This is a genomic window from Paenibacillus sp. Marseille-P2973, assembly GCF_018101095.1.
GTDB classification, from domain to species: Bacteria; Bacillota; Bacilli; order Paenibacillales; family Paenibacillaceae; genus Fontibacillus; species Fontibacillus vini.
In genome coordinates, this window is the sequence record NZ_JAGQEH010000009.1 from 157,444 (window position 1) to 176,209 (window position 18,766).

Annotated in this window: 17 protein-coding genes and 1 riboswitch; of the genes, 5 read left to right on the top strand and 12 right to left on the bottom strand. The window is 50.5% G+C overall.

From position 1 onward, the window contains the following. Positions 1 to 127 precede the first annotated feature (127 nt). Both mnmH and selD read right to left on the bottom strand, forming a co-directional pair. Complete coding sequence (mnmH, locus tag KB559_RS17890) at positions 128 to 1,177, bottom strand: tRNA 2-selenouridine(34) synthase MnmH (protein ID WP_211023495.1); 1,050 nt, start codon at positions 1,175 to 1,177, stop codon at positions 128 to 130. 28 nt (positions 1,178 to 1,205) lie between these two features. Continuing rightward, the gene (selD, locus tag KB559_RS17895) at positions 1,206 to 2,255 is read right to left on the bottom strand and encodes a selenide, water dikinase SelD (RefSeq protein ID WP_211023497.1); all 1,050 of its coding nucleotides are present in this window, start codon (positions 2,253 to 2,255) and stop codon (positions 1,206 to 1,208) included. Between the two features lie 177 nt (positions 2,256 to 2,432). Between selD and KB559_RS17900 the strand changes: the two genes are divergently transcribed. Beyond that, positions 2,433 to 3,497 carry a permease gene (locus KB559_RS17900; protein ID WP_211023499.1) on the top strand — a complete coding sequence of 355 codons (1,065 nt, stop codon included), beginning with the start codon at positions 2,433 to 2,435 and terminating at the stop codon, positions 3,495 to 3,497. Between the two features lie 49 nt (positions 3,498 to 3,546). Here the strand turns inward: KB559_RS17900 and KB559_RS17905 are convergent, their stop codons facing one another. The 7 genes from KB559_RS17905 to KB559_RS17935 form a co-directional block, all read right to left on the bottom strand. After that, complete coding sequence (locus tag KB559_RS17905; protein WP_211023501.1) at positions 3,547 to 4,575, bottom strand: LacI family DNA-binding transcriptional regulator; 1,029 nt, start codon at positions 4,573 to 4,575, stop codon at positions 3,547 to 3,549. Positions 4,576 to 4,752: 177 nt separating this feature from the next. Then, a complete protein-coding gene (locus KB559_RS17910) occupies positions 4,753 to 5,586 on the bottom strand; it encodes a carbohydrate ABC transporter permease (protein ID WP_211023503.1) in 834 nt (277 codons plus the stop codon). Beyond that, a complete protein-coding gene (locus KB559_RS17915) occupies positions 5,586 to 6,428 on the bottom strand; it encodes a carbohydrate ABC transporter permease (protein WP_211023505.1) in 843 nt (280 codons plus the stop codon). Before KB559_RS17915 ends, KB559_RS17910 begins: the two co-directional genes overlap by 1 nt. Positions 6,429 to 6,554: 126 nt before the next feature. Beyond that, the gene (locus tag KB559_RS17920; protein WP_211023507.1) at positions 6,555 to 7,949 is read right to left on the bottom strand and encodes an ABC transporter substrate-binding protein; all 1,395 of its coding nucleotides are present in this window, start codon (positions 7,947 to 7,949) and stop codon (positions 6,555 to 6,557) included. 652 nt (positions 7,950 to 8,601) lie between these two features. Continuing rightward, positions 8,602 to 9,372, bottom strand: coding sequence for a succinate dehydrogenase iron-sulfur subunit (gene sdhB / locus KB559_RS17925; RefSeq protein ID WP_211023509.1), 771 nt, complete (start codon positions 9,370 to 9,372; stop codon positions 8,602 to 8,604). 13 nt (positions 9,373 to 9,385) lie between these two features. Continuing rightward, a complete protein-coding gene (gene sdhA, locus KB559_RS17930; protein WP_211023511.1) occupies positions 9,386 to 11,131 on the bottom strand; it encodes a succinate dehydrogenase flavoprotein subunit in 1,746 nt (581 codons plus the stop codon). Between the two features lie 73 nt (positions 11,132 to 11,204). Continuing rightward, positions 11,205 to 11,876 carry a succinate dehydrogenase cytochrome b558 subunit gene (locus KB559_RS17935; protein ID WP_211023513.1) on the bottom strand — a complete coding sequence of 224 codons (672 nt, stop codon included), beginning with the start codon at positions 11,874 to 11,876 and terminating at the stop codon, positions 11,205 to 11,207. 240 nt (positions 11,877 to 12,116) lie between these two features. On the opposite strand from KB559_RS17935, the gene KB559_RS17940 reads away from it, so the two are divergent. The 4 genes from KB559_RS17940 to KB559_RS17955 all read left to right on the top strand — a co-directional run bounded on the left by KB559_RS17940 (position 12,117) and on the right by KB559_RS17955 (position 15,127). Then, positions 12,117 to 13,019 carry a LysR family transcriptional regulator gene (locus tag KB559_RS17940; protein ID WP_211023515.1) on the top strand — a complete coding sequence of 301 codons (903 nt, stop codon included), beginning with the start codon at positions 12,117 to 12,119 and terminating at the stop codon, positions 13,017 to 13,019. A gap of 140 nt (positions 13,020 to 13,159) precedes the next feature. Continuing rightward, positions 13,160 to 13,534, top strand: coding sequence for a GntR family transcriptional regulator (locus tag KB559_RS17945; RefSeq protein WP_211023518.1), 375 nt, complete (start codon positions 13,160 to 13,162; stop codon positions 13,532 to 13,534). A 20-nt stretch (positions 13,535 to 13,554) separates the two neighbouring features. Beyond that, the gene (locus tag KB559_RS17950; protein ID WP_211023520.1) at positions 13,555 to 14,457 is read left to right on the top strand and encodes an ATP-binding cassette domain-containing protein; all 903 of its coding nucleotides are present in this window, start codon (positions 13,555 to 13,557) and stop codon (positions 14,455 to 14,457) included. Then, positions 14,441 to 15,127 carry a hypothetical protein gene (locus KB559_RS17955; RefSeq protein ID WP_211023522.1) on the top strand — a complete coding sequence of 229 codons (687 nt, stop codon included), beginning with the start codon at positions 14,441 to 14,443 and terminating at the stop codon, positions 15,125 to 15,127. The genes KB559_RS17950 and KB559_RS17955 overlap by 17 nt, the downstream gene beginning before the upstream one ends. A 54-nt stretch (positions 15,128 to 15,181) precedes the next feature. Here KB559_RS17955 and KB559_RS17960 read toward each other — a convergent pair whose 3' ends face one another. The 3 genes from KB559_RS17960 to KB559_RS17970 are packed head-to-tail and all read right to left on the bottom strand — an operon-like array spanning position 15,182 to position 18,473. Then, positions 15,182 to 16,426 (bottom strand): cation:proton antiporter, encoded by a 1,245-nt coding sequence (locus KB559_RS17960; protein ID WP_211023524.1) that lies wholly within the window; start codon positions 16,424 to 16,426, stop codon positions 15,182 to 15,184. Positions 16,427 to 16,462: 36 nt separating this feature from the next. Next, a complete protein-coding gene (locus KB559_RS17965) occupies positions 16,463 to 17,125 on the bottom strand; it encodes a potassium channel family protein (protein ID WP_211023526.1) in 663 nt (220 codons plus the stop codon). A 13-nt stretch (positions 17,126 to 17,138) separates the two neighbouring features. Beyond that, positions 17,139 to 18,473, bottom strand: coding sequence for a TrkH family potassium uptake protein (locus KB559_RS17970; RefSeq protein WP_247681921.1), 1,335 nt, complete (start codon positions 18,471 to 18,473; stop codon positions 17,139 to 17,141). Positions 18,474 to 18,548: 75 nt separating this feature from the next. Then, a riboswitch (cyclic di-AMP (ydaO/yuaA leader) is annotated at positions 18,549 to 18,709 on the bottom strand. Positions 18,710 to 18,766: the final 57 nt, after the last annotated feature.

The window sequence follows — 18,766 nt, forward strand, 5'->3', positions numbered from 1 at the left end:
GGATACTTCTCTCCATTCTAAGGCGTTTTAAACAAAATATCCAGAATTACCCTATACTCACAAAAAAGAGACCGTCCGCCAAACCATCAGCGTACGGTCTCAACTTCATTTCTACTCACTTCGTAACTCATCCATTTACACGTTGACCCGAGGTTCGTTCAAGCAATTGCTCGACCGCAAGAACCGCCTCATCTACCGAATCGGCACGGATGGTCGTAAACTCGGCCCCCTCATACTGCTCTTCCGAATGTTCGTACCGCGGATCGTAATAATAGAGCAGCAGAAGCTCCACGGCTCGTTCATAATTGCCGTTCTTCAAACTGTCTCCGATTTCTACGGCGATGGGCCGGTGGATGCGGGACTCGATTTTTGAAAAAGCCTTGGCGCAAGCCTCCGGATGATCCCAGGGCTGGTAATCTTCCAGGATCGTTTGCACGCGTGCTTCTATCGGAAGCTCTACCCGGATATGGGTACCCTGATCCTTCTTCGCCATGACCAGCTCCGGAATAACAACCTTCCCGATCCGCTTGCTCTCCGCCTCCATGAGTACGTAAGGAGCCTTCTGATACAACAGCAGCTCATTCAGCAGCAAGGCGTCGAACGTTTTCTGGTTATGGGAGCGAAGTCCGATTTCGCCGAAAACCGATCCGCGATGCCCGGCCATGTCCTCCAGGTCAAGGACCGGATAGCCCTTTTGTTTTAGCTTCCGTAACAATGCCGTTTTGCCATTTCCGGTATTTCCATGAATGACATAAGCCGGGGGTTCGAACGACATGGTCTCCAGCATAGCTACGACCCATTGGCGGTAAGCCCGGAAGCCGCCGGACAACCGGTAGGCATGGATGTTCATCAGGGACAACAGCGTTGCCGTCGTTTTACTGCGCATGCCGCCCCGCCAGCAGAACACGGCTTTCTTCTCTGGAATCGCCGCAAACTCTTTAATAAATGCCGGCAGCTTGGCCGAAACGACTTCGAGTCCGCGTTCCTGCGCCGCATCTACGCTGACCTGTTTATACAGCGTACCAATCTCCGCTCTTTCCTGATCGTTAAACAGCGGGATGTTGATACTGCCGGGAATGCTGGCCTCGGCATACTCCGAAGGAGAACGAACGTCGATCAGGACCAATTCCCCTTTTTTGCGCTCAGCCAGATCTTCTATGGTTATGTCTTGAAACATGATGTTTTAACTCCTTCTATAGGACTTCCTACTCCACAACGATGCGTCCAGGATGCTGTTCGGTAACTTCCCCGATCAGGCTTGCCTCGACACCGGCTTGCACAAGCGCCTGCAGCAGCTCATCAGCCTGTCCGGCCTCCACCGAAATGAGCAGGCCGCCCGAGGTCACTGCATCGCATAGAATCCAGCGGCCGATTTGATCCAGCTCCGCAGGGAAATCGATATCTCCCTCAACATGGGCAAAATTGTTTTTCGTTCCGCCCGGTACATTTCCTTGCTCGGCAAGCTCCCGCACGCGCGGCAGAACAGGAACATCGCTCTGTTTAATACGGATGCCGCATCCGCTTCCTTTCGCCATTTCCAACGTATGGCCCATCAGGCCAAAGCCGGTCACGTCCGTGCAGGCGTGAACATCGTAAGGCTCCATCGTCTCGGCAGCCGTCTTGTTCAAGGTCGCCATCACGCTAGTAACCCGTTCCGTCTCTTCCGGGGTCAGCGCATCCTTTTTAATCGAAGTCGTCATAATGCCCACTCCGATCGGCTTCGTCAGGATCAGCTTGTCCCCGGCCTTCGCTCCGGCATTGGTTCTGATTCTGTCGGGATGAACAAGGCCGGTCACGGCGAGGCCGAACTTGGGCTCCTTATCGTCGATGGAATGACCGCCTACCAGCGTAGCTCCCGCTTCCCGGACTTTATCCGCAGCCCCGCGCAAAATATCCGCCAAGATGCTTTTATCCAAAGTGGAAATCGGAAAAGCTACAATATTAAGCACGGTCAGCGGCTTGCCGCCCATGGCGTAAATATCGCTGATCGCATTGGCTGCCGCAATTTGGCCGAAGGAATACGGATCATCCACGATCGGCGTAAAAAAATCCACCGTCTGCACCAGAGCCATATCCCCGGACAAACGGTACACGCCCGCATCGTCACTCGTATCCAAGCCCACGAGCAAGTCGGGATTCGGCTCCGATTGAGGCAGACTCCGAATCACCTGCATCAAGTCGGCAGGGCCGATTTTACAGCCGCAGCCCCCCTTACTGGATAATGAAGTCAACTTTACTGAATCCGCTGCTGCCATCTATGAATCACTTTCCTTCCGTATATAAAAATATATTTAAAGGTCTTTCCATTGCCTGCTCCACTCTAAATCGTACTCCAATCGGCCCGGGAAAGGCAAATCAATAATGCAGCCTTGTCTCATTATGTTATACTGTATTTCGTCTCTTTTAAAATTACAAACTGTGGGGGAACATACATGGCAACATCAACGAAAACACACTCTCTCCATCCACGTACTCCTCGTACGCTCAAGACTATATTCTTCGTCGTCCTCTTTGTCATCATTGCCATTGCCGGCTTAAGTTATGTTAAGTGGTGGCCGTATTATGAAAAAGCATTCAAAGCCGCGGCGAACCACTCCATCGGCTCGTCGATTCTCGGCTCGGACGTCTCCGCAGCTCCTTCCTGGAGCTCGGCTATCGATTATGCGGCCGCCTATTTCAAATCGGTATGGAAAGCCGCCGTTCTGGGCATCCTGCTCGGCTCCCTTGTACAAGTGCTGCTGCCGTCCAAATGGCTCTATAAAGTGCTTGGCAAAGCCAACTTTAAGAGCACGCTTCTCGGCGGCGTCGCTTCCTTGCCCGGCATGATGTGCTCCTGCTGTGCTGCGCCCGTCGCCTGCGGTCTTCGCCGTAAAAACGTCTCGGTCGGCGCAAGCCTCGCCTTCTGGATCGGCAATCCGGTGCTGAATCCGGCCACGCTCATATTTATGGCGTTTGTGCTCTCGTGGAAGTTTACCCTGCTCCGGCTTGCCTTCGGGTTGATCTTGACCTTCGGAGTCAGCTACTTTGCGAACCGGTTTGCGAATACGAATGAAACGGCAGCAATCCCTGAGCCGCCCGTTCAGGAGATGGAAGAAGAGCAACGCTCTTTCTGGGTGCGCTGGCTCAAAAGCCTAGGCCTGATGATTCTTAATGTCGTCCCGGCTTACGCCATTTCCGTTCTGCTGCTGGGTGCCTTTCAGCACACGATGTTCCCTGTTGCACTGGGAACCGGTATCGCCGCCATTATCGTATTTGCCATCGTAGGTACGCTGTTCGTTATCCCGACGGCGGCGGAAATTCCGATTATCCAGTCCTTCGTAGCCCTGGGCCTGGGGACCGGCCCGGCGGCGGCCCTGCTGCTTACGCTGCCAACCGTCAGCCTTCCGTCCATGCTCATGGTCGCGCGGTCTTTTCCTAGAAAAGCGCTGATATTCGTCTTTGTCTCCGTGGTTGCGATCGGCATTGTAGGGGGCATCGCAGGCTCGTTCTTCCTGTAAAAAGATAAATAACCCGGCCCGCAACCATCGTTGCGAAGCCGGGTTTTGTTTATTTCCTTGCGGTCGATTCCCGGATCATCAGTTCCGCCGGGAATGTTTTGTGGGCGTGAGTTATTTTTTTATTAATCAGGTCAAATAAAATTTTGATCGTCTCCTCGGCAATTTCCTCGACCGGCTGACGAATCGTCGTAATGGATGGATGGTAATAGTAGGTGATATCAAGCCCGTCAAATCCGGCGACCGCATAATCCTCCGGAACCGATTTGCCGCTCTCGAAGATCGCCTTGCAGGCGCCTACGGCCAAGCTGTCGGATACGGCAAACAATGCCGTAAATTCCTCGCCGGAACTAAGCAGTTCCTTAGTCACCTCGTATCCGTTTTCCATCGAATAGCTCTCGATGTTTTCTTTCATGCTGTAGACCAGCTTATCGTTCAACTCCAGACCGTGATCCTCAAGAGCCTGCTTGTATCCTTCATATCTTAATTTACCGATACTGACATCATCCATAGATGCCGTTATGATAGCGATTTTGCGATGGCCCTGATTGCATAAATAATCTACCATCTTGTAGCTTTCTTTAAAGTCGTCGACGGAAACGGAAGAATACTCATGCGGATCGTAGTCCGGCGTCATACCGATCGTACTGAGAACGAACGGTACCGTAAGCTGATCCAGCTTTTCTTTGGAATGCGAGAAATATCCGCCGAGAAAAACAATCCCCTTCAAACGCTTCTCTTTTTCGAGCTCGATCGCGACTTCGATTTCATCCTGGTTCTCATCCACCCTTTGCAGAATGAACGAATATTTCTTTCTTTGAATCTCTTTTTCAAATACCTGAATCATTCGGTTAAAAAACGGATTGGTAATCCCCTTGATCAGCACGGCTATCGTCTTGGAAGCGGAACGCTTCAAATTCCGGGCGCTGTTGTTAGGAACGTAATGATTTTCCTTGATGACCTGCATAATCATTGCTTTGGTCTCTTCGCTGATGTCAGGATGATTATTGATCGCCCGGGAAACCGTAGTAACCCCAACCCCGCACATTTTAGCAATATCGATAATTGTAATTGAAGCCATGTCCGATCTTCCCTTACATTATAATCTTTCCTTCATATACTCATAGAAAATATAGCAATTAACCCCCCGGAAAACAAGGGCGGATACAAAAAAGCAGGGCTTCCCGGCAAGTTATTCCCCCGGTAAAGAACCCTGCTTCGCCCGCTGCGCCTATTGCCTCAGGCATTGTTTCTGACCTTAACCTTTAACAGCGCCGGCAACGACGCCCTCAATAATATATTTTTGACAGAACAGATAGAAGATTACGATAGGCAAAATAGCCAATACCAGCATCGCCATCATCGCGCCCATATCAATTGAGCCGTAACCGCCCTTCAAGTATTGAATCGCGATCGGAATCGTTCTGTGCTCGGTGCCGATGACCAGCATAGGCAGCAAGTAGTCGTTCCAGATCCACATGACATTGAGGATAGCTACTGTAATCGCAATCGGCTTCAATATAGGCAGAACCACTTTAAAGAAGGATTGGATCGGGTTACAGCCGTCGATCAGGTCCGCTTCTTCGATTTCAAGCGGTATCGACTTCACGAACCCGCTGAACAGAAACACCGATAATCCGGCCCCGAATCCCAGATAGATGAAAATGATGCCGACCAGATTGTCCACGTGCAAAATGTTAGCCACTTTCGACATCGTAAACATGACCATCTGAAAAGGAACGATCATCGAGAATACAAAAATGAAGTAGAGCATTTTAGTAAATTTCGTTTTGACCCGGGTAATGTACCAGGCGGTCATAGCTGTAAGCAGCACGATGACGGCCACGGAGCATACCGTAATAAACAATGAGTTTCCGAAAGCATTGAAAAATCCGATCTTGGCAACGCCGCCCGTATAGTTTTTAAGACCAATGAAGGTTTGGGCATCGGGAAGCTTGAACGGAGTGTCGCTGATGAAGAACTTTCCCTTGAAGGAGTTCATCAGCACGATCAGGATCGGTGCCAAAAACAGTACGGCTAGAATGAATAACACTGTAACTACAACAGAATCTCTGCCCCTTGTTTTTTGCATCAGCTCTCAACCTCCTTGCTTCTTGTTGCGACAAGTTGAATCAATGCGATCAGGGCGACCAGTACAAAGAATACAACCGCTTTGGCTTGGCCGACGCCTTCCCAGCCTACGCTGCCGTAGAACGTGTTATAAATATCCAGCGCCAGCATCGAGGTTTCCTTCGACGGTGCCCCGGCTGTTAGCGCCAGGTTCTGGTCAAACAGCTTAAACGAGTTCGATAGGCTCAGGAACAAACAGATCGTAATGGAAGGCATCACGAGCGGGATAGTCACGTTGCGCAATATACCGAAACGGGTACTTCCGTCGATCATGGCCGCTTCAATAACGTCCTTGGACACATTTTGAATGCCGGCGATATAAATGATCATCATATACCCGATTAATTGCCAATTCATAAGTACAACAAGTCCCCAAAAGCCGTAGTTGGCGCTGGAGGTCAAAGTTACATCGAATTTAATCAGTACGCCGTTAATGATAAGCTGCCAAATGTAACCCAGCACGATTCCGCCGATCAGATTTGGCATGAAGAAAATCGTTCTGAACAGATTGGTCCCTTTCTTTCCCCGGGTCAACAGCATGGCCAGAAGAAACGCGAACACATTGATCGTTAACACGGAGACAACCGTAAACTTGACCGTGAACCACAATGCATTCAGAAATTCTTTATTCGAGAAGGCTTTAAGATAATTGCTGAGGCCTACCCATTTCGCATCCGTGACTGTCGTAAATTCCGTAAAAGACAAGTACACGCCGAGAACAAACGGAATGATGAACATGACCGTAAAGGCCAGAACTGTCGGTAATGCAAAAAGGGCGAAATATCTTTTTATCGATTTCTGCATGGTGTTCTTCTCCTTACCCAGGATTAAAAAAATAGCGAGTCAGGAATGGTTCACTATAACTCACCGGTCATAAAATATGCCACGGTGCACCGGTTTGGCCCACCGTGGCATGAGAGTACATGCTAATTACTTGGCTTTTTCGGCTTTCCAGCTGTCTTTAAAGATCGTTACGACTTCGTCCCAAGTTTTGTTGCCTTGAGCATATTGCAGCAGTGCGTCGCCGAATACGTTCTTGAACTCTTCACTAGGGAATGCGGCGAACGTCCAAGGTACGGATACGATACCGTCTTTGGCCATCCAGTTCGTTACTTCTTTGGCCAGCGGATCGGCCGGTTTTTCGTTTTCGTTGAAGGTGTTGAAAGGAGCGATAAATCCAAGCTCATTCGTTACGTAAGCTTTACCTTTGTCACTGGAGAACAGCCATTCCAGGAAAGCGATCGAAGCTTGTTGTTTTTCAGGCGATACCTTGCTGTTGATGGAGAAGTAGTTCTCCGTACCGATTGCCAGACCTTGATTCTCTTCGCCGGCAACACCGGTGTAAATAGGCAGGAACTTGATGTCTTCGGCTTTAACTACGTTGCCGTCCACTTCGTTGATTTGGGACCATCCCCAGTTTCCGTTTTGAACCATTGCGGATTGACCCAGTGCGAACTCGGCCATCGAGTCGGTTACAGATTTGCTGCCCAAGAGGGAGCCTTTCGTAACCGAGTTGTTGATGTAGAGATCAAAAATGTTTTTGTAGTTCGGATTGTATTTGAATTCGACTTCGTTGGAGGCAAGACCGGCCAAAATCGTGTTGTCATATTCGGTGTTATCTTTGAATTCATAGTACAGCGGCATATTGGCCAAGTGAGTTTGCCATCTCCATTGTTCGCCGGCAGCCAGCGAAGTGGAGGAGAACACGCCCTTGATTCCCAATTGGTCTTTCTTCGCGGTCATATCTTCAACAACCGCTTTCAATGTATCGAAGTTTTTGACATCGGCCATCGAGGATACCGAAACGGCTTTATCCGACAACTCGAAGTATTTCTTCATAATCGCGTCATTGTAGATAATGCCATAGCCTTCTACGACATAAGGAATCCCGTAAACGCCGCCTTCATTCGTTACGGCCAGACTTTGGTCGGACAAGTAGCTGTAAAGCTTGGTGTCTTTCAAATCGAGGGAGTAATCCTTCCAGTTCTGGTAACCGACAGGACCGTTGATTTGGAAAATCGTCGGAGCGTCAGATTTGGCGATTTCAGCCTTAAGCGTAGTCTCATACGTTCCGGCAGCCGCAGTTACGACTTTCACTTTCACGCCGGTTTCAGCTTCATAATCCTTGGCGATCTTCTCGTAAACTGGAGCAATTTCCGGCTTAAAGTTCAGGAAGTAGATCTCTCCGGCTTTGGCTGGAGCGGTTCCGGAATTGGCCCCCGAGTTCGTTGTGTCGGATCCTTCGTTTTTGTTACCGCAGCCGACCGCAAGTCCGGCGACCAAAGTTAAAGCCAGCATCAAACTCCATAGCTTTCTGACTTTCATGTGTACTTTCCCCCTCGAATGTATTCGAATTATATAGCGGAATGAATACGCTTCCGATAATTCCGGTTTCGTTTTCGGTAACGGTTCCGAAAACGTGTCCGGCATCCTTTTCGGTAACGTTTTCAATCTCAACGTCATATTAGCATACACCTCAGGAATTCGGCAATATAAAGTTTAAAATTTCATTTATGTCGGAGTAAATCCGACGGTTTCGCTAGGTACGGTTTTCGATAGATGTTGATAACTATGCTCCCCATTGGATATCTCCAATGAAAAAGCATCTAGCCGTTTAACATCTGTGCTTTGATTGGATATATCCAATTAAAACAGCTGAAAATGATCTTCATTCACGAAAAAACTATAGTCTCATTGGATATTTCCAAGGAAACAGTTAAAGCATCTTATTCTCGCACCATCTCATTGGATATTTCCAATGGAGTAAAGGAACAGCAAACCACACACCACTGGTACGTACGGTTCACTAAGGTTGGCTCTTGGGATGACAAATGGGCTCCTATGGATCACGAACGTATCTCCCCACGCCAAACATGGATCAAGCACAATTCGCCACTCAACCCGCCCACCTTAAAGAATCACAAAAAAACCGGGCTCATTCGCCCGGTTTTTAACACTATTCCACAATGCTCGATAGTTACACGCCCAGCCAGCGTTTGAACATATGCTTGCTGGTCGCCTTGTTCATTTCGGCGATGGAGGTGGTCAGCGGAATGCCCTTCGGGCATGCGCGGACGCAGTTTTGCGAGTTGCCGCAGCCCTCGATGCCGCCTTCTTCCATCAGCGCCTCCAGACGTTCCTCCGCGTTCATTTCACCAGTAGGATGCGCATTGAACAAGCGCACCTGGGAAATGGCCGCAGGGCCGATGAAGTCGGTCTTCTCGTTGACGTTAGGACAAGCCTCCAGGCAGACGCCGCAGGTCATGCACTTGGACAGCTCGTAAGCCCACTGGCGCTTCTTCTCCGCCATCCGCGGGCCTGGTCCAAGATCGTACGTGCCGTCGATCGGAATCCAGGCTTTGACGCGCTTGAGCGCGTTAAACATCCGGCTGCGATCGATGACCAGGTCGCGCACGACCGGGAACGTCCGCATCGGCTCGACGCGGATCGGCTGCTCCAGATTGTCGATCAACGCTGCGCAAGCCTGGCGCGGCTTGCCGTTGATCGTCATCGAGCAAGCGCCGCACACTTCCTCCAGACAGTTGGACTCCCAGCATACCGCAGAGGTGTTCTCGCCTTTCAAATTGACCGGATTCCGCTGAATTTCCATCAAGGCGCTGATGACATTCATGCCCGGACGGTAATCGAGCTCAAACTCTTCCGTATAAGACGCCGACTTGGGATCATCCTGGCGAGTAATCACAAATTTCACTTTCTTCGCCGTTAATTTTGTATCCGCTGTTGCCATAGTCTCTCCCCCCCTATTTATCCTTCGAATAATCGCGTACCCGCGGCGGGATCAAAGAGACGTCCACTTCTTCATAAGAGATCTGCGGACCGTCAGGCGTCCACGTCGCCTTGGTTGTCTTCAGGAATTCCTCATCATTACGAGTCGGGAACTCCGGTTTATAATGGGCCCCGCGGCTCTCGTTACGGAGCAGCGCGCCGAGCGTCATCGCTTCGGACAGCTCCAGCATGTTCCACAGCTGGCGGGTAAAAGCGGCGCCGGCATTGTTCCAGCGGGACGTATCGTTAATATTGATATTTTTGTAACGCTGCTTCAATTCCTTGATCTTGCCGATCGTCGCTTCCAGCTTGCTGTTTGTACGAACTACGGTCATATTTGCCGTCATCCATTCGCCCAGCTCCTTATGCAGCACATACGGATTCTCCGTGCCGTTCATGGCCAGCAATCCTTCGTACTTATCTTCTTGCGCTTTACGATAGCTCTCATAAATCTGCGGGCTAAGATCCTCCGCCGATTTTTTCAGGCCGCGGATGTATTCCACCGCTTTCGGCCCGGCCACCATACCGCCATAGATCGCGGAAACCAACGAGTTGGCCCCAAGCCGGTTCGCACCGTGATACTGGTATTCGCATTCCCCTGCCGCAAACAAGCCGGGAATGTTCGTCATCTGATTGTAATCGACCCACATGCCGCCCATGGAATAATGGACCGCCGGGAAGATCTTCATCGGAATTTTGCGAGGGTCATCGCCCATGAACTTCTCATAAATCTCAATAATGCCGCCGAGCTTCACGTCGAGTTCTTTCGGGTCCTTATGGGACAGATCGAGGTATACCATGTTCTCCCCGTTAATCCCCAGCTTCATATCGACGCAGACGCTGAAGATTTCCCGGGTCGCAATATCCCGCGGAACCAGGTTACCGTACGCCGGATATTTTTCCTCCAGGAAGTACCATGGCTTGCCGTCCTTATACGTCCAGATCCGTCCGCCTTCCCCGCGCGCGGATTCAGACATCAGCCGCAGCTTGTCGTCTCCGGGAATCGCCGTCGGGTGAATTTGGATAAATTCGCCGTTCGCGTAGTTCACGCCCTGCTGATACACCGCGCTTGCCGCTGTTCCTGTATTAATAACCGAGTTCGTCGTTTTGCCAAAAATAATGCCAGGGCCGCCCGAAGCCAAAATGACCGCATCGGAAGCGAAAGTAACGATTTCCATTGAGCGCAGGTTTTGTGCGCAAATCCCGCGGCATACGCCTTCATCATCCAAAACGGCAGACAGGAACTCCCAGTTCTCATACTTGGTGACCAGACCTTCCGCTTCATAGCGGCGTACCTGTTCATCCAAGGCATAGAGCAACTGTTGTCCCGTTGTCGCACCGGCAAATGCCGTCCGGTGGCGCTTCGTGCCGCCGAACCGGCGGAAATCGAGCAAGCCTTCCGGTGTCCGGTTGAACATGACGCCCATCCGGTCCATCAGGTGGATAATCCCCGGCGCCGCCTCGCACATCGCCTTAACCGGCGGTTGGTTCGCCAAGAAGTCTCCGCCGTATACCGTGTCATCAAAGTGCTCCCAAGGGGAGTCGCCTTCGCCTTTCGTATTTACAGCCCCGTTAATGCCGCCCTGTGCGCAGACGGAGTGGGATCTCTTCACCGGAACGAGCGAGAACAGATGCACCTGCACCCCGGCTTCCGCCGATTTAATCGTAGCCATCAGGCCGGCCAGACCGCCGCCGACAATAATTACGCTTTGTTTAGCCATCTCTATCTTCAACTCCTAAAAGAGGTTGTTCAAAAATCAGCTTTGAACTCTCATCAATTGTTTTATATAGCCATTATCCTACGAATACACGAAGCGTCTCCAGCAATGCCGTCCCATCCGCCTGGAATTCCACGCCCCGGAAGGCGAACAGCGACCAGGTGAAGAGCACCGACACAATAACAAACAGGGTCATGCAAATATAAGAAGAAACCCGTTGGGCCCGCGGACCGACCGTGATACCCCAGCTGACCATGAACGACCAAAGTCCGTTGGCAAAGTGAAATGCCGCAGAGAGCACTCCGATCAAATATAGAATGAAGAAGAACGGATTCATCACGATATCGTGCATCACCCCTCCGAGTTCTTCATGAGTTACATTACCGATAGCGACCTGAAAGCGGGTCTCATAGAGATGCCAGATTACGAACGCAAAGACCAGCACTCCTGTGATCCGCTGAAGCAAGTAGCGCAAATTGCGTTCATTCCGGAACCGCGTATTGTTCGGCTTCGCCTGGAAAGCGATGAACATACCGTAAACGGCATGATACAGCAGCGGCAAAAAGATCCCAAAAATCTCAAGTACAAGGACCAGAGGCAAGCTATTAAGAAACGCGACGCTGTCCTTAAACCCTTGGCTTCCTCCTTCAACCGCGGAAAAATTCGTAATCATGTGTTCCAGAATAAAAAAACCGAGCGGGATGACACCCAGAAGCGAGTGCAGTTTTCTGGAATAAAACCCTTTCATAAGTCCATGTGCCCCTTTCCGTTTCCATCGTTCCTCTAATAATCTCATTATTCAACAAATCTCGACCGCGGGACGTATATGATAAATTACACAAAAGCGCGGTCTTATTCCCTTGTTACAAAAGTAACATGTGAACATCTTGTGTCATATTTCATGTTACTCCTTTTTATCTTATAATGGAATTGCAATATACTTATTAATACTTATAACAAATTAACATAAGGAAGGTTGGCCACGGCTATGATTGAAGATTTGCTGGTGTTTACCACGGTCGTTGAGCAATCCAGTTTAAACAAAGCTTCCAAGCTGCTTAATTTGTCACAGCCCGCCCTGTCCAGAAAAATTGCAAAGCTGGAGGAGGAATGGGGTGTCTCTTTATTCTCGCGAAAAGGAAAGCGGCTGGAGCTCACCCGCGTCGGACATGAAGCTTATATCTATGCCTTGGAGCAGCGGCAGCGCCATCAGAACTTTCTGCAATCCGTCTCCAGGTTCAAGGCGAGTGAACGCAGTGTAGTTACGCTTGGCGCCAGCCTCACTACAATTCAAACGACGCTCCCGCCGCTGGTTACGGCATTAATGAACAAGTTCCCCGAAATAGAGCTTAAGCTGGTTACCGGGAAGACGCATGAGATCGTCTCCTATGTCCGCGACCGCAAAGTCGATATCGGTGTTGTCGCCTCCTCAATCAGCGAAACGGGACTCCGGTGCATTCCCTTGTTCCAGGACCATTTGGAGTTAGTGGTCCCACGGGGGCATGAGCTGGCGGGCAATCGCCGCGCGGCAATGGAGGATCTCAACGGCCGGCCGATGATCATATTCTCGAAGGGCACATGGTACCGGAAGCTGATCGACGATCTGTTCGGACGTTACGGGATCATTCCGGACATCCGGATGGAGATCGATTCTTTTGAAGCCATCGTCCGCTTGCTGACCACTTGCAAAGCTGCGGCCCTTCTGCCGAAATCGTACTTACGCAAGCAATTGCTGAAAGACAACGACCTCGTCGCTGTTCCGATGAAGGAGCTTGAACAGACGCGCAGAGAAACATGCCTTGTCTACGGCGACAAATCGGAACTGAGCAAAGAAACGATGGAATGGTTTACGGGCATTAAGGAGAGTCTTGCAGAAGTGCTTTCTCAATAAAAAAGTAAATTCCAATATTCCATGCAGCAGTCGGATGATCCGGCTGCTTTTTTCATGAGCAGATCTTCGCCTGTTGACAAATAACCCCTCAGGTTGTATTGTTAGTTACATAAGTAATTAACCAACACGGTGGTGAAGAAATGGGTGTGTTAAGCGACGATGGTCGGCCGATTTTTCAGCAAATTGCCGAAAAGATCGAAGATGACATTATTGAAGGTAGATTGCCTGAAGAAGCCCAGGTGCCTTCTACCAACCAATTTGCGGCCTTTTATCAGATCAACCCGGCTACGGCGGCCAAAGGCGTTAATTTGCTGGTGGATCAGGAGATTTTGTACAAGAAAAGGGGGATTGGCATGTTCGTTGCATCGGGAGCGCAGGCGGTTTTGGTTGAGAAGCGAAAGCAGCAATTTTTTGACCAGTATATCGTAGTCATGCTGCGTGAGGCGGCTAAATTGGGAATATCGCCGCGGCAGATTGCGGAAATGATTCAAAAGGCAGAGTCTGCCGATTCATGAGGACGAGAGGAGAAATTGTTGTGAATCCTATTCTGGAATGCCGTCAAATTGCTAAAAATTTCGGCAGTACCGAAGCTATCCGAAACGTGACCACGACTTTTGAAGAAGGAGCCGTTCACGGGCTTCTGGGAGCCAATGGCGCCGGCAAGACAACCTTGCTTCATATTCTCTCCGGCCTGATCTATCCGAGCCAAGGGCAAGTCCTCTACGACGGCCAACAGGTCCATGACAACCCCGCCGTCACCCCGAACATCTGCCTGGTCAAGTCGGATGAACGTTCTTGGGCCGATTATAAAGTCAAAGATCTGATGCATTATTGTTCACTGCTGCTTCCGTACTGGGACGAAAAGCTCGCAACCGAACTGCTTAGAAAATTCCGCTTGCCCGCCAAAAAGAAATATAAGCAGCTTTCCAGAGGCATGCAGTCGATGGTAGGGATCGTGAAAGGACTGGCCAGCGGCGCCCCATTGACTTTGTTCGACGAGCCGACCCTGGGGCTGGACGCCGACATGAGAGAAACTTTTTACGAATTAATGATTAACGATTGCGGTCAACGGGAGCGGACGATGATCCTGTCGACCCACCAGATCGATGAATCCTCCAATCTGTTCCAGTACATCACGCTGCTGGAGCAAGGGGTCATCACCTCCCATATGGATAAGGATGCCTTTGTGGCACAGGCGCATTACCTCCAAGGCGATTCTTCGCAGCTGCTGGCATTGGTATCAGACCCGCATGTGCTCCACGAAGAATCACTGGCCGGAACAACCGTCCTCGTCTGGTACGGGGAACTGGATAACCGGGTCGAACTGGAACGCCGGGGTATCAAAATCAGCTCAGTACCGCTGCAAAAACTGTTCGTTTATTTGACCCGCAAAGGGAATCTGAATTCGGAGGAAACAAATAATGGTTACTTCTCGTAAGATGCTGCGATTCTATTGGATGGATAACTTCAAACCGGTGACGTATTTTTGGTCTATCCTTCTGTTGGTTGATATCGCACAAGTGGTAATCATGCTTTATTTTCCGGAAATTATGAACTCCACTAACAGTTTTCTGTTCTCAGCCAACTTCGGAGCCATCGCCATCTATCTTTTGGTCTACGGCATTTTAATTGCAACGAACAGTTTCCCTTTGATGATGAGCTTTGGAATTCCCCGGCAGAAGTTTTATCTCTCTGTGATCGGAACGACGGCCATACTCTGTGCCGCCATGGCCTTGATGCAAAATATCGTCGTCTATGTAGGTTATGGGGTGACGTCGCTGTTAGGACATTCTATTGAAGAAAGCATCCCTGCGTTCTTGTCCTTATGGTACTCCCAATTTGCATTCTACCTGTTCGACATGTTTCTGTTCATCCTGCTTGGTACCGTTTTTTACCGGTTTGGCACGCTTCCCGGCTTGATTACAATCGCTTTTTACGTACTGATTTTAAACCTCAGCCCCGGAAACATGGACTTCGCGGAAAACTTTGAATTGTCGGCGCCAGGAATGTCCAACGTGATGGTTTCTCATCTATTTCTGGGATTAACCGTCATTCTGATCGGAATCGGCTGGATGCTTTACCGCCGGGCCCCGGTCCGTACTTATTAATCCAAGGAACCGGAAACCGACCCGTAAAATTAAAAGAAGCTGCCAGCAAAAGCCCTAAGGCTTTGCCGCAGCTTCTTTGATTTCGAGGCCAAGCTTTCGCGCCGCCCAGGCTGTCGTGCTCGCCTGAACGATAATCGTAAGCACGATCGCCATGAACGTAATCGCCGCAATGATCTCGGCATGCGGGACGCCCATTCCGACAATCATTCCCGACAACGCAGCCGGTATAACTCCGGTTTCGCGGACCCAGCTCATAAACAGCAGCTCCCGCCAGGTCCACTTCACTTTCCGGTCCGGAAGGGCGCACAGCAGGATGGTCAACGGACGGGCTACAAACATAAGCAGCAGCACCGCCCCCAGACTCTGCCACAGGTAATGGCCCAGCGTGCCGAAACTAACCTGACTGCCCAGCAGAACGAAGATCAGCATGCGCATCATCACTGTGATATTTTCCGCAAAAGAGCCGACCTCGATATGTCTTTCCTTCATCGAAAGATTAAAGGTTTCCGCATTACCCCAAATGATCCCGGCCACAAACGTCGCCATAAACCCGCTGACATGCATCAGGTCGGCAATCAAGTAACTCGACAGGGCGCAGACAAGCATTACGATAGTCGTATATTCCCGCAGTACGCCATGCCGCGCATGACCCGTGAAATAGGCCAGCAGCCCGGAAATGATCAGCCCGATCACAATTCCGCCGAGCGCGGTTTTTACAAAGTCCAAGGACATCGCGCCAAAATGAAGTTCGCCGCCGCCCGCGACCGCCGCCAACAAAGCAAACGTAAGAATCGAACCCGTTGCATCATTAAATGCCGATTCGCTCTCCACCGTCTCGCGGACACGCTCCTTGATCTTCACCTGTTTGAAGATGGGGATGATCGATGCCGGGTCCGTAGATGCAATCACCGCAGCTGCGAGGAAGGCAAAAATCCAATCCACCCCGAACAGAAAATGCACGCCTGCCCCCACAACCAATACGGAGATGATGACCCCCGGAACGCTAAGCAAAGATAGGGTGATCCAGACCTTACGGAGACCGCTGAGCTTAAGATTCCTGCCGCCATCAAACAGAATAAGCGCCGAACCCAATGTTAAAATGAGCTGATTGATCAGCGAGCCGCTGGATTCATGAATGAGCTTCAAGCCGGGCCCGAGCAGCATGCCGACGGCGATGAATACGGCAACATCGGGCAGCTTGAGCCAAGCGGCTAATTTACCGGAAACCATGCCGACACTTAGAACAAACAATACTAGGATCAGAAAATGCCGAATCGCTTCCGTTGCAGCAGATTCCATGCAGGTCACACTCCAAGAGCAGAATCACTAAAATGATTAATCATTTATAATAGCTTCGAATTCATCGATGTTTTTCTTTGCCCCGATGATGACCATGATGTCCCCAAGGATTAGATGATCCATTGCCGTCGGTGCAATAATGACGCCGTTCTCCCGGTGGATGGCTACGATGCTGCAGCCGAAACGTGCTCTCGGGTTCAGGTCGCCGACATTTTTTCCGTCCAGGCATTGCGGTACTCTCATTTCGACAAGTCTGTATTCTTTGGAAAGTTCAATGTAATCCAGCAGGTTTGGAGTTACAAGCTGATGGGCGACCCGAACCCCCATATCCCTCTCGGGAAAGATAACCCGGTCGACGCCGAGCTTCTCCAGCGCCCGGCCGTGAAGGACGGAAATCGCCTTGGCTACCACCGTTTTTATCCCAAGGTCTTTGAGAAGGATGGCCGACAGGATGCTCATTTGAATATCATTGCCGATCGCTACGATCCCGCAGTCGAAATTTCGAACGCCCAGCGACTTCAGAACCTCTTCATCCGTCGCATCCGCGACGACGGCATGTGTAAGCCGGTCGCTCCATTCCTCGACCACTTCCTCGTTCCTGTCCACGCCCAGAACCTCGTAGCCGAGGTCCATCAGCTCTAGCGCCAGGCTGGAACCGAAACGCCCCAAGCCGATCACTACAAACTGCTGTGTTTTCATCTCACTTTTCCCCTTATCCTATAATCATTTTGCCTTCGGGATGTCTATATAATTCTTTACCCTTCTTCGGCCCGAGCGCATAAGCTAACGTCAGCAGCCCTAACCGTCCGGCAAACATGGTGAAGCTGATAATAATTTTCCCCGCAATCGTCAATTTTCCCGTCAGTCCCATGGAAAGGCCGACCGTACCGAACGCGGAAGTCGTTTCGAACAAAATGCTCAGGAAGCTGGCATCTTCCGTAGTCGAAAGCACCATCGCCACGGCGATGACCAGGAACAAAGCGAGCATCGTGATCGTGACGGCTTTGAAAATCCGCTCCTGGGCCAGCCGGTAACGGAACAACACGAGATCCGAACGGCCGCGGATCATGGAAATGACCGCCCCGACCAGAATCGTGAACGTCGTCGTCTTGATCCCGCCCCCGGTGGAGCTTGGCGATGCCCCGATGAACATCAGGATGATCATAAAGAATTGCGTCGCCTGTCTAAGCCCGCCGATGTCCACCGTATTGGCACCCGCCGTTCTCGGCGTAACCGACTGGAAGAACGAACTCCAGATTTTCCCGCCCCAATCCAGCGGTTGCAAGGTATTGGAGTTGGTGAATTCAAACACGAAAATAACGAGCGCTCCGACCAGAATCAATGTGGCGGTCATGGAGAGAACCACCTTGGAATGAAGCGACAATTTGCGGCGTTGCCGAAACTCGATCAGGTCGGACAAAACGATAAAGCCGAGTCCTCCGGAAACGATCAGGAACATCGTTACGAGATTGACGATCGGATCGTTTACATACTGGGTAAGGCTGCGGTACTCGCCGAACAGATCAAAACCAGCATTGTTGAACATGGAAACGCCGTGAAAGATACCGAAGAACAGCGCCCGGCCAAACGGCATGTCGAACGACCAGCGGATTGTGAACAGAAGTGCGGCGCAGCTCTCGATAATCAGGGAATACATCAGCACCTTACGGATCAGCCGGACGATCCCTTCCATCGTATTTTGGTTCATCGCCTCCTGGAGCAGAAGCCGGTCTTTCAGCGAAATCTTTCGTTTAAACACCAGAGCGAACAAGGTCGCCATGGTCATGAACCCCAGACCGCCTACCTGGATCAGCAGCATAATGACCACCTGGCCGAATGTTGAGAAATAGGTTCCTGTATCCACTACGACAAGCCCTGTCACACAGGTTGCCGAAGTAGCGGTAAAGAAAGCGTCAATAAAAGGAAGCGAATCTCCCGTACTACTGGAAATCGGCAGCATCAAAAGCAGCGAACCGGCCAAAATAATGAACGCAAAGCCCAACACAAGGACTTGGGGTGGGGAAAATCTGATCCATTTGGAAAGCAACGGGCTCACCTCATTACTCAATTTGGCAAAAAAGAAACAATGAAAAAAAGCACTGGAAATCCAATGCTTTTTGATTGGTCCCTGCTGCAAAGGCCTACGAGGTTAGCTGACGGATTCGGGCTTGCGCGGTCTGCCCTATTCGCTTTTTCACCAGGCGCAATGCAAGTGAAGCAGCGAAATTCACCCCTAAATATCGGTTCCCCCGTTTTCGGTAAGAAATTCGGCCAACATATTAAGTTACATTCATTTTCATTTCATTTTCGTCAAATTGGATTATAATCCTTATTCACTTC